This window comes from Luteimicrobium xylanilyticum, from assembly GCF_009429125.1.
GTDB lineage: Bacteria > Actinomycetota > Actinomycetes > Actinomycetales > Cellulomonadaceae > Luteimicrobium > Luteimicrobium xylanilyticum.
On the sequence record NZ_CP045529.1, the window covers coordinates 4,160,701 to 4,173,631 of the forward strand.

Below are 12,931 nucleotides of genomic sequence, written 5' to 3' on the forward strand. Positions count from 1 at the left end.
ATATAAGCGCTGTCACAAATCTCGGAGATGGCCGACGTCGAACAGCGACACCACGTCCCACTCCCCGTCCGGCCGCTCGACCAGGCGCGTCACCGAGCAGTGACCGACGTCCGGCGCGACGACCGCGGCGCTCGGCACCAGCGCGGCGACGAGCGCCGACACCGTGGCCCCGTGCCCGACGAGCACCGCCCGCTCCCAGTCGCCGCGAGCCCGCCAGTCGTCGGCGAGCGCACCGACCCGTCGCGCCACCGATCCTTCCCCCTCGGGGAACTCCGGATACGTCGCCCGCTCGGTGAGCTCCGCCGGCATCTCGTACAGCGCCTCGAACCGCGCCCGGTAGTCGACGAGGTCGATCCCGACGAACGTGTCCAGCGGCTCGTAGAAGAAGTGCTCGCACATCCGGACGTCGAGCACGGCGGGCACCACCACCTCAGCGAGCGCCGCCGCCCCCGTCTGCGCGGCCCGGAGGAACGGGCTCGAGACGGCTACGTCGGGCGCGAACGCGGACACGACCGGCGCGAGCAGGGCTGCCTGCGCCTCGCCGCGCGGGGTGAGCGGCGGGTTCGACGGGTCCGCGACCTCGCGTGCGCCGTCGGGCTCGACGGTGTTGTACGCCTCGCCGTGCCGGACGACCAGCACCTCCCGCACGACGGCGACCACGCTCATCGCTGCTGCCCGCCGCGCGGCTTCATCGAGAGGAGCGCCGCGAGCCCCGTCGGCGGCGACACGATCTCCACCGGCTGCTCGCCCAGACGCGACGTCACGAGCGCGACCTCGCGCGCGGTGAGCGCCGCCGTGACGAGCCCTTCGTGCACGCCCCCGACGAGCGCGCCGTCGGCCCCGACGAGCATGACGTGCGTGTACCCGGCGACGCGTTGGACGTCCGCGCGCGCCCGGCGGACCTGGGCGTCCGACGACGGCGCGTCCACGCCGCGGCCGGGTTCCGCGACCTGGACGCGGACCCGCCGGGCCCAGCGCCGTCGTCGTCGGGCACGCAGCGACTCGAGGGCGTTCACGACGACGGCCGGGACGCTCGCGCCGTCCACCCGCACCTCGACGTCGGCGTCGGCGACGTGCGCGCCGAGGGCCGACGCGACGACGGCGAAGCGCGCCGCCGCCACCGCCGGGTCGGTCGTGCGTCCCCCGACCTCGAACCAGGTGCGGGGCTCCTCGCTCACGGCAGGGTCCAGTCGATCGGGTCCGCGCCCTGCTGGGCGAGGAGCTCGTTGACCCGGGAGAACGGCTTCGAGCCGAAGAACCCGCGGTACGCGGACAGCGGCGACGGGTGCGTCGTGGCGACGACCGGGATGTCGCCCAGGCGCGGTCGCAGCGACTGCGCGTCGCGCCCCCAGAGGATCGCGACGAGCGGACCGCCGCGGGCGGCGAGCGCGTCGATCGCGCGGTCGGTGACCTCCTCCCAGCCCTGGCCGCGGTGCGACCCCGGCGTGCCCGGCGAGACCGTCAGGACCCTGTTGAGCAGCATCACGCCCTGCTCGCACCACGGCGTGAGGTCACCGGTCGACGGCTCGGGCGCGCCGACGTCGTCGTGCAGCTCCGTGAAGATGTTCCGCAGGCTTCCCGGCAGCGGGCGCACGTGGGGCTGGACGGAGAACGAGAGCCCCATCGGGTGGCCGGGCGTCGGGTACGGGTCCTGCCCGACGATCAGCACGCGCACCCCGTCGAACGGGTACGTGAACGCGCGGAGCACGCTGGACCCGGCGGGCTGGTAGCCGCGTCCCGCAGCGTTCTCGGTGCGCAGGAACTCGCCCATCCGGTGCACGACCGGCTCGACGGGTGCCAGCTCGCGCGCCCAGCCCGGGTCCAGGAGCTCCGCGAGGGGTGCGGGAGTCGTCGTCGTCACGCGGCCAGCCTAGAGTCACGGCCGGGCGGACCTGCCATCATGGGCTCTCCCACGCTGCCGAGCTCTCGCGGAGCGGCCGCTGGGCCCGGAGTTTCCGCGCCAAGCAACACCTCCACCCGCAGGGCCACCCTCACCCCCGCTCCGAGGTCCGGCAAACCGCCCGAAGACCGACGCACGACCGCCGATCGTGGCACTGCGGTGTTGCGTAGCGTGCGAACTTCAGGACGTCAGCCGCCCAGGGCCTCGGTGAACGCCTCCGGGAGCAGCACGTTCCCGGGCGCTCCGGCAAACAGCGGCGCGACCCGCACGGCATCCCATCCGGCGATCCCGGTCCCCACCGGGGTGAGGAGGAACGTCAGCTCCGGGTGCTCGCGCGCGAACGCGAGGAAGTCCTCGGCGTCGGCCACGAGCGCGTCCCACCCCGACATGGTGTCGATCCCGTACGACCGCCCCTGCAGACCGTGGCCCTGGCCCCAGACCGCGCCGAACCGCTCGTAGGCGGTCCGTGCGGCCCCGCCGCCGTGCGCCCCGGAGGCGTTGGACCCGAACACGAACACCTCACCGTCGGCGAGGTCGGTGATCACGCGGGGGCTGGTGCGGCGTCGGGCGACCATCCCCCCACGGTAGGCGTGGCCGCGCCGGGGTGCCGGGCGGCCAGCACGGCCTGGTGGCTCAGCCAGCCGACGACCACGCCGTCCGCACCGCGCACCGGGACGGCACCGTCGGCGGCCTCCAGGGCGTCGAGGGCGGTGTCGAGGGTGTCGGTGGACGTGACGGTCGGCGACGCCTCGGCGACGTCGCGGACCTGGGCGGTCTCGTGCCGGCCGTCGGCGAGCGTGTCGGCGAGCGCCCGGGCGGTGAGGACGCCGCGGTAGTCGCCGTCGTCGTCGACCACGAGGACCCGTCCGAGCGCGGACCGGGCGACCACCGACGAGACGTCCGCCAGCCGGTCGGACTCGCGCACGGTCGGGCCGAGCGGACGGACGACCTGGTCGACGGTGCGGTCGACGAGGCCGGCTGCGCGCTCGGGCTCGTCGAGGTCGACGCCCCGACGGCGCAGCTTGAGCGTGTAGATGGTGTCGTGGGACAGGAGCTTGCTGACCCCGGTCGCGAGCACGATCGCGGCCATGAGCGGGAGGATGATCGAGTACTCGCCGGTGAGCTCGAACATGATGACGACGGCGGTGATGGGTGCGCGGGCCGCCCCGGCGAACACGGCGCCCATCCCGATCAGCCCGTAGGCGCCCGCGGGTCCGGCGAGGCCCGGGGCGAGCTGGTGCGCGACCTGCCCGTACGCGGACCCGAGCATCGCGCCGATGAACAGGCTGGGCGCGAAGACGCCTCCCGAGCCCCCGATCCCGATGGTGAGGCTCGTGGCCAGCATCTTCCCGAGCATGAGGACGACGAGGAACCCGACCGCGTAGGCGCCCGCGATCCCGTTCCCGAGCACCGGATAGCCGACCCCGTACATCTCGGGGAGCACGAGGAGCAGTCCGCCCAGCAGCAGACCACCGAGGGCGGGCCGCGCCCACTCGGGCAGACGCACGAACCGCCAGCCGGCGTCGCAGAGGTCCTCGACCGCGTACAGCACCCGGGTGAACAGGACACCGGCGCCGCCGGCCAGCAGACCGAGCAGGATGAACAGCCCGTACTGCCCGAGGTGCTCGACGTGGAACGACGGGAGCTGCAGGAACGGTGCGTCGCCGAGCGCGGCGCGCCCGATGACGCTGGCGGTCACGGACGAGACGACGACCATGCCGAAGGACTCGGCGGTGAAGTCGCGCAGGATGAGCTCCATCGCGAAGAACACGCCGGCGAGAGGCGCGTTGAACGTCGCCGCGATGCCCCCGGCGGCGCCGCAGGCGACGAGGACGCGCATCCGCGGCTCCGCGACGCGGGTGAGGCGTCCGAGCGTGGACCCGAGGGCGGACCCGATCTGCACGATCGGACCCTCACGGCCGACCGAGCCGCCGCCGCCGATGCACAGGGCCGAGGCGAGCGCCTTGACCCCCGCCACCTGAGGAGCGATCCGCCCGCCCCGCCGCGCGACGGCGTACATCACCTCGGGCACGCCGTGGCCGCGGGCCTCGCGGGCGAAGAAGTGGACGAGCGGGCCGTAGAGCAGCCCGGCGACCACGGGCGCCAGCAGGACGAACCAGCGCCCGAGCCCCGGCAGGTGTGGGTTGGCGGCGTGCCCCTGCGCCGAGTAGTCGTCGAAGCCCGTGAACAGCCTCGTGAAGGTCTGGATCAGCCAGCGGAAGACGATGGCGCCGCCGCCGGCCCCCGCCCCGACGAGCAGAGCGAGGGTGAGGAGCCCCGTGGCGGAGCTGCGGAGCCAGAACCAGATCGATGAGAGACGCACGGTACTGCATTATGCAACGATTGCTCTGTGCATGACTCATCGGACCAGCAACAGCCCACGGACGACCTGGTCACAGCCCTCCTCACGGCGTCCCGCGTTCTCGTCGGCGTCTCCGCGCGGTCGCTGTCCGACGTCGAGGGCGCCGTCTCGTTGACGCAGTTCCGCATGCTCGTGGTGCTGGAGCGCAGCCCCGGCACCAACCTGGCGGGACTCGCGAAGTCGCTGGGGGTCAACGCGTCCACGGCGTTGCGCATGGTCGACCGGCTCGTCACGGCCGGCTGCGTCGAGCGCCACGACAACCCCGGCAACCGGCGCGAGGTGGTGCTCACCCTCAGCGCTCACGGGCGCGGCATCGTCGCCGACGTGACGGACCGTCGACGCGCCGAGATCGCCAAGATCGTCTCGGCCATGTCGACCCGCGAGCGGGCGGGCCTCGTCGCCGCGCTGCAGGCCTTCGCCGACGCCGCCGACGAACCCGACCCGGCGACGTCGGGCGGTCTCGCCGCCCTCGGCTGGTGACGGACAATGGCCAGGTGCCTGTGCTCTCCCACCTGGTCGGCAGCGTCTCGCAGCCCGACGCCGAGTCCGTGTTCCGTGTCGTCGCCGACACCCTGGGGAACGGTGTCGCCCGCATCCCCGACGGTGAGGTCGGTGAACGCTTCTACTGGATCCAGTTCCAGAAGTCGCGCTTCGACGCGACGCCCGGCCTGGTGCGGGTCGGCGAGCCCGGTCCGCTGCTGCGCGGGCTGTTCGACAACCGGCCCATCGCCGTCGGGCCGGGCGTGGACGCCGCGTCGCTCGAGCTCCCCCCGCTCGGCTACGCGGACGCGGCGCTCGAGTCGTACAGGACGTTCTCCCGCCTGCGCGACGACGGCGTGATCCCCGCGGGCGTCCGGTTCCAGGTCTCTCTGCCCACCCCGGCCGGGGTGGTCGGCAGCTTCTTCGCCGACGACGCCAAGGCCGCCGTGGAGCCCGTCTACGAGCGTGCGGTGCTCGCCGAGCTCGACCGCATCCTCGACGGGATCCCGCACGACGACCTCGCGATCCAGTGGGACACCGCGCTCGAGTTCGGCCTGCTGGAACGGGCCGAGATCCGCGGGCACCGCATGCGCGCCTGGTGGTCCGACGAGCCGTCCGAGGTGCTCGCCGGAGTCGTCGAGCGGGCCGCGCGCTACGCCGCCGCCGTGCCCGACGACGTCTCCCTGGGCTGGCACCTCTGCTACGGCGACGTCGAGGAGCACCACTTCGTCCAGCCGAAGGACGCGGGCACGCTCGCCGACGTCGTGACTGGCATCGCACGGTCCGTGACCCGCCCGGTCGACTGGATCCACCTGCCCGTCCCGATCGAGCGCGACGACGAGGCGTACTTCGCTCCCCTGGCCGACGCCGAGTGGCCGAGCGGCGCGACCGTGTTCCTCGGCCTCGTGCATCACGAGGACGGCGTCGCGGGCGCCCTGCGACGGGCCACCGCCGCCCGGACGGCCGTCCCGGAGTTCGGCATCGCGACCGAGTGCGGGTTCGGGCGTGGCCCGGCCGAGCGCACCGTCCCGCTGCTGCGGCTCCACGCCGAGGTCGCGGACGCCTTGTCCTGACCTCGGCCGGACCGTCAGCCCGGGACGAGCCGGGCGAGCTGTCGGACGCCGCGCACGAACATGGCGTCGTCGTCGAACCGGCCCGCGAGCGCCGCGGTGCGCGGGTACACGTCGGCCGGGACGACCGGTTCGGGCCGCAGGGTCGTGCCGACCGGATCGGCCTGCTCCTGCGTGACGAACCCGGTCACGTAGCTGAGGAGGACGTCCGCGACGACGATGGCGTCGTCGTCGGGCAGGCCGGTGTCGGCGAGCGTGGCGAGCAGGCGCTCCATGAGCCCGAGCGCCCCGGGCCCGAGGGTGCCGGGGCTGCTGGACAGGAGCCGCGCGCTCCCCTGGTGGCGCAGGAGGCTGACACGGAGCGCGGCGAGCTGCGCGACGACGCGGTCGCGCGCGGTCGCGTCGTCGGGCAGGCCGGCGAGCGCGGCCGTGCCGGCGTCGAGGCCTTCCTGGGCGACGCGGTCCGCCATGAGCGTGACGAGCATCCCCTTGTTGCGCACGTGGTAGTAGAGGCTGGCCGCCTGCACCCCGAGCCGGGCCGCGACGAGTCTCATCGACAGCCGTTCGTACCCGACCTCGGCGAACACCGCCATGCCGGCCTCGACGATCCGGTCCACGTTCATCGCCACGGTGCGAGCCTATCGAACGGCGTTCGGTCGGCACTCTCTTGATCCGTGCGAAGTGCGCGAGTAGCCTCATCAACACAGGTTCTAACGGCGTTAGAATCGGAGGAGGGTCTGATGGCCGAGATCGCCTCCGCGGTCGTCACCGCGGTGCTCATGCTGCTCATGCTCCGGGCTGCCGCGACGCTCGTCGACCCGCGGTCGGCAGTGGCCGCCCGGACGGTGCCGTGGGCCGCCGTCGTCCTGGTCGGGCTCGCGGTCACGGGTCTCGTCGTCCAGGCGGCGTGGTCGGGGGCGATGGCCACGCTCGACGACGACCCCGCGCGCACCGGCTGGTGGCGCCCGTTCACCGCGGTCTTCCTCCAGAACGGTGGTGCGGCCGGCACCACGTGGAACCTCGTGACGCTCGCGCTCGTCGCCGCGGCGGCCGGCCTGTGGTGGGGCGACGTCCTCGCCGTCGTGCTCTTCGCAGCGGGCGCCCTGCTGCCCGGGCTCGTGGACGGTGTCGTCGGGACGCTGCTCCGGGCCCTGCCCGGATCGTCGGGGGCTGACGCCGTCACCACGTCGGCGGCGGACCCGCGGAACTTCGCGGGGAGCTCGGGCGCGACCTACTTCCTGGCGGCGACGCTCGCGGCGGCGGTCGTCCTGCACCGCGCGGCGCCCGTTCGTGAACGCCTCGTCGCAGGGTTCGTACCGGTGCTCGGAGCCGTCGCCTTCGTCGCCGTCGACGACGCCCACGGGCTCGTGACCGCCGAGGGCTTCGTCGTCGGGCTGGCCGTCACCGCCATCGTCGCGGTGTGGCCGCCCACCCGCCGCGCCGCCGCGAACCGCGGGCGCGCGCCCCGAAGGACGCGCGCCCGGCGGCGGCAGGGAGGTGGGGCGGGTCTCACCGCGGGACGCTGGTGACGGTCGGGGGCGCGAGCGCCGCGCGGTCCTCGGTCCGTTCCGGGCGACGGGCACCGACGAGCAGCAGCGCCCAGGCCATGCAGGCGAACGACGCGGTGTGCAGGACGGCGCGGACGACGTTCCAGGCGACCCACGGCGTCTCGAAGTCGTCCCGGACCGTGGCCAGGTGCTTAATGTGCCCGGTGGACCCAGCCTGCGCGAGCTGGTCGTTCAGGGGGACGTTCGCCCCGCTGGTCACCAGGAACGCGACCAGGTAGCAGGTCAGCGCCGCGACGAGCCAGGCGAGGGCGGGCCTACCCGGCTCGCGCCAGACGAGGACGACCGCCGCGCCGAGCAACGGGATCGCGCCCATGAACAGGAGCATGAAGACCGGGTTCATGATGGCCTCGTTGATGCGCTGCATGGCCTCGACGACGGTGCGGTCGGACGACCTCGCCAGCCCCGGCATGACCGAGTACGCGAAGGCGGCGAAGAGCCCGGCCATGAGCCCGGTGCACAGCGTCGCCGCCAGCAGGGTGGCGTTCCGCAGGCGCATCACGCGGCGTCCTCGCTGGTCCAGACGCCGGTCGCGGCGGTGTCGTGGGCGTAGTCGGCGAAGTCCCGCGCCGGGCGGCCGAGGACACGCTGGACCCCGTCGGACACCTGGGCGTTGCGACCGTCCAGCACCGTGGTGAACAGGTACGTCAGCAGGTCGGTGACGTCGGCGGGAACACCCTCGGCCGTGAGCGCCGCGGCGTAGTCGTCGGCGGGCACGGACGTGTAGCCGATCTCCCGGCCCGACGCGTCCGCGATGGCCGCGACCGCGTCGGCGAACGTCAGGAGACGGGGACCCGTGAGCTCGTAGACGGTGCCGGTGTGGCCGTCCTCGGTGAGCACGGCGGCAGCGACCGCGGCGATGTCGTCGGCGTCGACGAACGGCTCGAGCACGTCACCCGCAGGCAGCACGACGTCGCCGGCCAGCACGGGCTCGAGCAGGTAGTTCTCGCTGAAGTTCTGGGCGAACCAGCTCGCACGCAGGACGGTCCAGTCGGCGCCGGACGACGCGACGGACTGCTCGGTGGCCACGGCGCTCTCCTCCCCGCGACCCGAGAGCAGCACGAGGCGGCGCGCACCCGACGCCACCGCGAGCTCGGCGAACGCACCCACCACCTCCGGCGCGCCCGGGACGGCGAGGTCCGGGTAGTACGACACGTAGACGGCGCGCACCCCGTCCAGAGCGCCTGCCCAGGTCGACCGGTCCTCCCAGTCGAACGGCACACCACCCGCGCGCGAGCCGATCCGCACCCGGACGCCGCGGCGGGTGAGCTGCTGCACGACCCGTCGCCCGGTCTTGCCGGTACCGCCGAGGACGAGCGTCAGTTCTTCGTTGTCGGTCATGAGGACGACCCCTTCGCCTTCGTGAAGGCCCTGGTCGGGCGCTTCGGATGTCACCACCCTCTGATCCCGTGGGGTCGGCAACAACGAGCAGTCGTGCAAGGATCGTCAACCCAGAGGTTCACGCGGAGCCGGTGATCGAGGAGGTCGTCGTTGGAGCGGCGTGAGATCGAGATCTTCCTGACCGTCGCCGAAGAGCTGCACTTCGGCCGCAGCGCAGAGCGGCTCCACGTCTCCGTGGCGATGGTCAGCAAGTCCGTAAAGAAGCTCGAGCGCGCTGTCGGGGCGCCGCTGTTCGACCGCACGAGCCGCCGCGTGGCGCTCACACCGATCGGCGAGCGCCTCCACGCGGACGTCGAACCGGCCTACCGGCAGATCCTCGAGGGGTTCGCGCGCGCCGTCGCCGCCGGACGCGGCGTCGACGGGGTGCTGCGCGTCGGCTTCCTCGGTACCGCCGTCGGCCAGTTCGTCCTGCAGGTCGCGCACGCCTTCCACACGCGGTACCCCGCCTGCGAGGTCGAGATCGTCGAGAGCCGGTACACCGACGGCATCGGGTTGCTCCACGACGACGCCGCCGACGTCCTCTTGCTCGCGGCGCCGGCGTCCGACCCCGGACTCGTCCAGAGCCCGGTCCTCTTCACCGAGGCCCCGGTCCTGGCCGTGTCGGCACGGCACCCGTTCGCGCGCCGCGCCTCGGTGACGGTCGACGACCTCGCCCGCGACAAGGTCCTCCGCCCGCGCGGGGTCCCGGACGAGCTCGACGCGCTCTCCGTCCCCCCGCAGACGCCGGGCGGCCGGGTCGTCGAGCGCGGACCGGAGTTCGCGACCGTCCAGGAGATGCTCGCCCTCGTCGGCGCCGGCCGCGGCGTCTTCCCCGTCCCCACGCACGCGAGCCGGTACGACGCCCGGCCCGACGTCGCGTACGTCCCGATCACCGACGGTCCCCGGTTCGAGTGGCGCCTGATCTGGCGACGCGCCGCGGAGACCCAGCGGATCCTGGCCTTCTGCCGCACCGCGACGGATCTCGCCGCGACCACCGACAGCCCGCTGCTGGCGGGCTGACACCGGACGCCCGGGTCGCGGACCCGGCGGAGACGACGAGACCCCCGGTCGGACATCCGACCGGGGGTCTCGTTGGTCAAGTCCCCGGTAGTGGTGTAGCGGTGCGTGACCTCTCGTGGGGTTAGGCGGTGAGTTCGAGGACGGGGTCGGTGTTCACCTCGGTTCCTGTCGCGGTGGCGGTTGTGAGGCGGCAGCGGGCGAGGAGGTCGAGTCCGAGGTAGCGGCGTCCTTCGGCCCATTCGTCGGTCTGTTCGGCCAGGACGGCTCCGATGAGGCGGACGATGGCGTCGCGGTTCGGGAAGATGCCCACGGCGTCAGTGCGTCGGCGGATCTCCTTGTTGAGGCGTTCGGCGGGGTTGTTGGACCAGATCTGGGTCCACACGTCTTTCGGGAAGCCGGTGAAGGCGAGGATGTCTGCGCGGGCGGCGTCGAGGTGCTCGGCGACCTTGGGGAGCTTGCCTGCGACGTAGTCCAGGAGCCGGTCGAATTGGGCGTTCACGGATGCGGCGTCGGGCTGGTCGTAGACGGAGTGCAGCATCGCCTTCACCGCCGGCCACAGTGCTTTGGGGGTGATGGCCATCAGGTTCGCGGCGTAGTGGGTGCGGCACCGCTGCCAGGTGGCGCCGGGCAGGTTCGCCGCGATCGCTTCGACGAGCCCTGCATGGGCGTCGGAGGTCACGAGCTTGACGCCCGCGAGGCCGCGGGCGACGAGGTCGGCGAAGAACTCGTTCCACGCCGAGCGGGTCTCCGCGGTCGCGACCCGCATGCCCAACACCTCGCGGTGCCCGTCCCCGTTCACCCCTGTGGCCACGAGCACGACGGCGTTGATCACGCGTCCTGCTTCGCGGACCTTCATCGTGAGCGCGTCCGCGGCCACGAACGTGAACGGCCCCGCTTCGTCCAGGGGCCGGTGCCGGAACGCGGCGACCTGGGCGTCCAGGTCGCTCGCCATCCGCGAGACCTGCGACTTCGACAGGGCGTTGATGCCGAGGGTCTTCACGAGCTTGTCCATCCGTCTGGTGGAGACCCCGGCGAGGTAGCAGTCCGCGACCACCGTGATCAGCGCCGTCTCCGCGCGCTTGCGCCGTTCGAGGAGCCAGTCGGGGAAGTACGTGCCGGACCGGAGCTTGGGGATCGCGACGTCCAGGGTCCCGACCCGGGTGTCCAGGTCCCGGTGCCGGTACCCGTTGCGCTGAGCGGTGCGCTCGGACGACGGGCGGCCCCACTCCGCGCCCACCACGTTGTCCGCGTCCGCGGACAACAGGGCGTTGATGATCGACTGCAGCAAGCTGCGCATCAGGTCCGGGGACGCCTCGGCCAGGGCCTCGCCAAGCAGGCCGGCAGGGTCGATGATGTGTGGTGCGGTCATCGTGATGCTCCGTTCGAGAGTGCTCTGGAAGGTTCACTCGAAGGATCACGCGGTGGCCGCTTCACGTCTCGCCGAACCACGTCCGGCGACGACCCTGGCGACCGCGCTACACCACTATGCGGGACTCAACTTGGGGGGTGGGTCGTTCGCACTACGGTCTGAACCTCACGCTCCCAGGGCCTGGGATGGTAGGCGCCCCGACGCGGTTCATAGCTCGTATCAGCAGGATCAGCGCAGACAAACCGGGGACTGCTGCACCAACAGGTGACAGGTGATCTCAGGCGGCGAGTGCGACCTGAGTGGTGATGATGGTCTCGAACTCGATCGGGGTCAAGCGTCCCAGGCGCTGCTGGCGGCGACGCCGGTGGTAGGTCCGTTCGATCCAGGTGATGATCGCGATCCGCGGCTCGTGTCTCGTGGTCCAGCGGCGCCGGTCCAGGACGTTCTTCTGCAGTAGCGCGAAGAACGATTCCATGGCGGCGTTGTCGCCGGCGGAGGCGACCTGGCCTATGGACCCGACCAGGTCGTGGGTGCGCAGCGCGGCCAGGAATTTCCGGCTTCGGAATTGGCTGCCCCTGTCGGAGTGGACGATGCAGCCGGTCACGTCGGTGCCGTCCACGGCCCGCCGGGCGACGGCGTTCTCGAGCGCCTGAACCGCGAGGGACGACTTCATCCGCGAGTCGATGGAGTACCCCACGATCCGGTTCGAGTACACGTCCTTGATCGCGCACAGGTAGACCTTGCCCTCGGCTGTGGGGTGCTCGGTGATATCCGTCAGCCACAGCTCGTTCGGGGTCTCGGCGGTGAAGTCGCGGTTCACGAGGTCGTCGTGCGAGGGCGGTCAGGGCCGCTTGCCGCCCTTGCCCTTCTTCTTGCCGAACACGCACCACCACGAGTTCTCCGCGCACCGGGCCCACATGGTTCGGTCGCACGCGTCGTGCCCGGCCTCCCGGGCCTCGTCCGCCAGCAGCCGGTACCCGTACTCCGGGTCGTCGGTGTGGGCGTCGAACAGGGCGTTGGCGAGGTAGGCCTGCTCGATCTCCCGGGCGGTCACGGGCGAGGTGAGCCACCGGTAGTAGGGCTGGCGAGCGAGGTCGAGCACCCGGCACGTCACCGCGACGGGGATCCCGTCGCCGGCGAGCTCACGGACGAGCGGGTAGCTCATTTTCCCGGCAGGTGCGCCTGGGCGAAGTACGCCGCAGCCCGGCGCAAGACCTCGTTCTCCTGCTCGAGCAGGCGCACTCGGCGACGTGCTTCACGCAGCTCGGCCGACTCGGACGCGGTCACGCCGGGCTTGTTGCCGTCCTCGACGTCAGCGGCGTGCATCCAGTTGCGCAGGCAGGACTCGCCAGATCCCGAAGTCCTTCGCGATCTGCTTGACCGGGGCCTCGCCGCGACGGGCGACGGCCACGACATCGTCGCGGAACTCCTTGGGGTGGGGTGCGGGCATGATGAACATCCTTCCAGCAGCGCCTCACGGCACCACACGTCGGGTGTCACCTGTTGGTGCAGCAGTCCCCCGTTCTAGTTCTACGCGGTCAGACCTGCGTGCCTCACGCCAGGTCAGCACGCTCAGCGATGAGTCGCTCGCGGACGAGATGCATCACCGACTCCGGGACTGGCCGGTTGGATTCCTCGAGGTAGCGCCGCGCCATCGCGATGCGCTCCTGAGTCGTCAGACCGTCGTCACCGACGTGGCCGCGCCGCGCAAGGCGGCGAGCTTCGGGAACAACGGTCGTGGGCACGTGGTAACGCTACGGGAGCGGAGGAGATCACACCAGACGC

Annotated in this window: 14 protein-coding genes and 1 pseudogene; 4 read left to right on the forward strand and 11 right to left on the reverse strand. The window is 72.3% G+C overall.

Annotated features, from left to right (window positions below):
• Positions 1-12: 12 nt before the first annotated feature.
• From KDY119_RS18525 to KDY119_RS18545, 5 genes are all read right to left on the reverse strand, one after another.
• Positions 13-666 (reverse strand): histidine phosphatase family protein, encoded by a 654-nt coding sequence (locus KDY119_RS18525; protein ID WP_083891267.1) that lies wholly within the window; start codon positions 664-666, stop codon positions 13-15.
• Entirely contained in the window at positions 663-1,178 is a 516-nt protein-coding gene (locus KDY119_RS18530; RefSeq protein ID WP_153022636.1) for a hypothetical protein, read from the reverse strand. Before KDY119_RS18530 ends, KDY119_RS18525 begins: the two co-directional genes overlap by 4 nt.
• Positions 1,175-1,861: a uracil-DNA glycosylase gene (locus tag KDY119_RS18535; protein WP_036955369.1), complete on the reverse strand. Its 687-nt coding sequence runs from the start codon at positions 1,859-1,861 to the stop codon at positions 1,175-1,177. The genes KDY119_RS18530 and KDY119_RS18535 overlap by 4 nt, the downstream gene beginning before the upstream one ends.
• A gap of 227 nt (positions 1,862-2,088) precedes the next feature.
• Entirely contained in the window at positions 2,089-2,475 is a 387-nt protein-coding gene (locus KDY119_RS18540) for an A1S_2505 family phage non-structural protein (RefSeq protein WP_036955366.1), read from the reverse strand.
• Entirely contained in the window at positions 2,442-4,223 is a 1,782-nt protein-coding gene (locus tag KDY119_RS18545; RefSeq protein WP_085998085.1) for a chloride channel protein, read from the reverse strand. The genes KDY119_RS18540 and KDY119_RS18545 overlap by 34 nt, the downstream gene beginning before the upstream one ends.
• A gap of 27 nt (positions 4,224-4,250) precedes the next feature.
• Between KDY119_RS18545 and KDY119_RS18550 the strand changes: the two genes are divergently transcribed.
• Positions 4,251-4,742 carry a MarR family winged helix-turn-helix transcriptional regulator gene (locus KDY119_RS18550; RefSeq protein ID WP_036955362.1) on the forward strand — a complete coding sequence of 164 codons (492 nt, stop codon included), beginning with the start codon at positions 4,251-4,253 and terminating at the stop codon, positions 4,740-4,742.
• Positions 4,743-4,756: 14 nt separating this feature from the next.
• A complete protein-coding gene (locus KDY119_RS18555) occupies positions 4,757-5,815 on the forward strand; it encodes a hypothetical protein (RefSeq protein ID WP_153022637.1) in 1,059 nt (352 codons plus the stop codon).
• Between the two features lie 14 nt (positions 5,816-5,829).
• On the opposite strand, the gene KDY119_RS18560 is transcribed toward KDY119_RS18555, so the two are convergent.
• Positions 5,830-6,435, reverse strand: coding sequence for a TetR/AcrR family transcriptional regulator (locus KDY119_RS18560; RefSeq protein WP_051137004.1), 606 nt, complete (start codon positions 6,433-6,435; stop codon positions 5,830-5,832).
• A 117-nt stretch (positions 6,436-6,552) separates the two neighbouring features.
• On the opposite strand from KDY119_RS18560, the gene KDY119_RS18565 reads away from it, so the two are divergent.
• Positions 6,553-7,341 carry a hypothetical protein gene (locus KDY119_RS18565; protein ID WP_153022638.1) on the forward strand — a complete coding sequence of 263 codons (789 nt, stop codon included), beginning with the start codon at positions 6,553-6,555 and terminating at the stop codon, positions 7,339-7,341.
• On the opposite strand, the gene KDY119_RS18570 is transcribed toward KDY119_RS18565, so the two are convergent.
• Both KDY119_RS18570 and KDY119_RS18575 read right to left on the reverse strand, forming a co-directional pair.
• Positions 7,322-7,876 (reverse strand): anthrone oxygenase family protein, encoded by a 555-nt coding sequence (locus KDY119_RS18570; RefSeq protein WP_083891300.1) that lies wholly within the window; start codon positions 7,874-7,876, stop codon positions 7,322-7,324. The two genes, KDY119_RS18565 and KDY119_RS18570, sit on opposite strands and share 20 nt — an antisense overlap.
• A complete protein-coding gene (locus KDY119_RS18575) occupies positions 7,876-8,718 on the reverse strand; it encodes an NAD(P)H-binding protein (protein ID WP_036955359.1) in 843 nt (280 codons plus the stop codon). Before KDY119_RS18575 ends, KDY119_RS18570 begins: the two co-directional genes overlap by 1 nt.
• A 150-nt stretch (positions 8,719-8,868) precedes the next feature.
• On the opposite strand from KDY119_RS18575, the gene KDY119_RS18580 reads away from it, so the two are divergent.
• On the forward strand, positions 8,869-9,777 hold the full coding sequence (locus KDY119_RS18580; RefSeq protein ID WP_036955357.1) for a LysR family transcriptional regulator: 909 nt from the start codon (positions 8,869-8,871) through the stop codon (positions 9,775-9,777).
• Positions 9,778-9,898: 121 nt separating this feature from the next.
• Here KDY119_RS18580 and KDY119_RS18585 read toward each other — a convergent pair whose 3' ends face one another.
• The 3 genes and pseudogenes from KDY119_RS18585 to KDY119_RS18595 form a co-directional block, all read right to left on the reverse strand.
• Positions 9,899-11,146: an IS256 family transposase gene (locus KDY119_RS18585; RefSeq protein ID WP_036955354.1), complete on the reverse strand. Its 1,248-nt coding sequence runs from the start codon at positions 11,144-11,146 to the stop codon at positions 9,899-9,901.
• Between the two features lie 277 nt (positions 11,147-11,423).
• Positions 11,424-12,596 (reverse strand): annotated as a pseudogene (locus KDY119_RS18590) (IS3 family transposase).
• A 103-nt stretch (positions 12,597-12,699) separates the two neighbouring features.
• Positions 12,700-12,891 (reverse strand): hypothetical protein, encoded by a 192-nt coding sequence (locus tag KDY119_RS18595; RefSeq protein WP_036955350.1) that lies wholly within the window; start codon positions 12,889-12,891, stop codon positions 12,700-12,702.
• Positions 12,892-12,931: the final 40 nt, after the last annotated feature.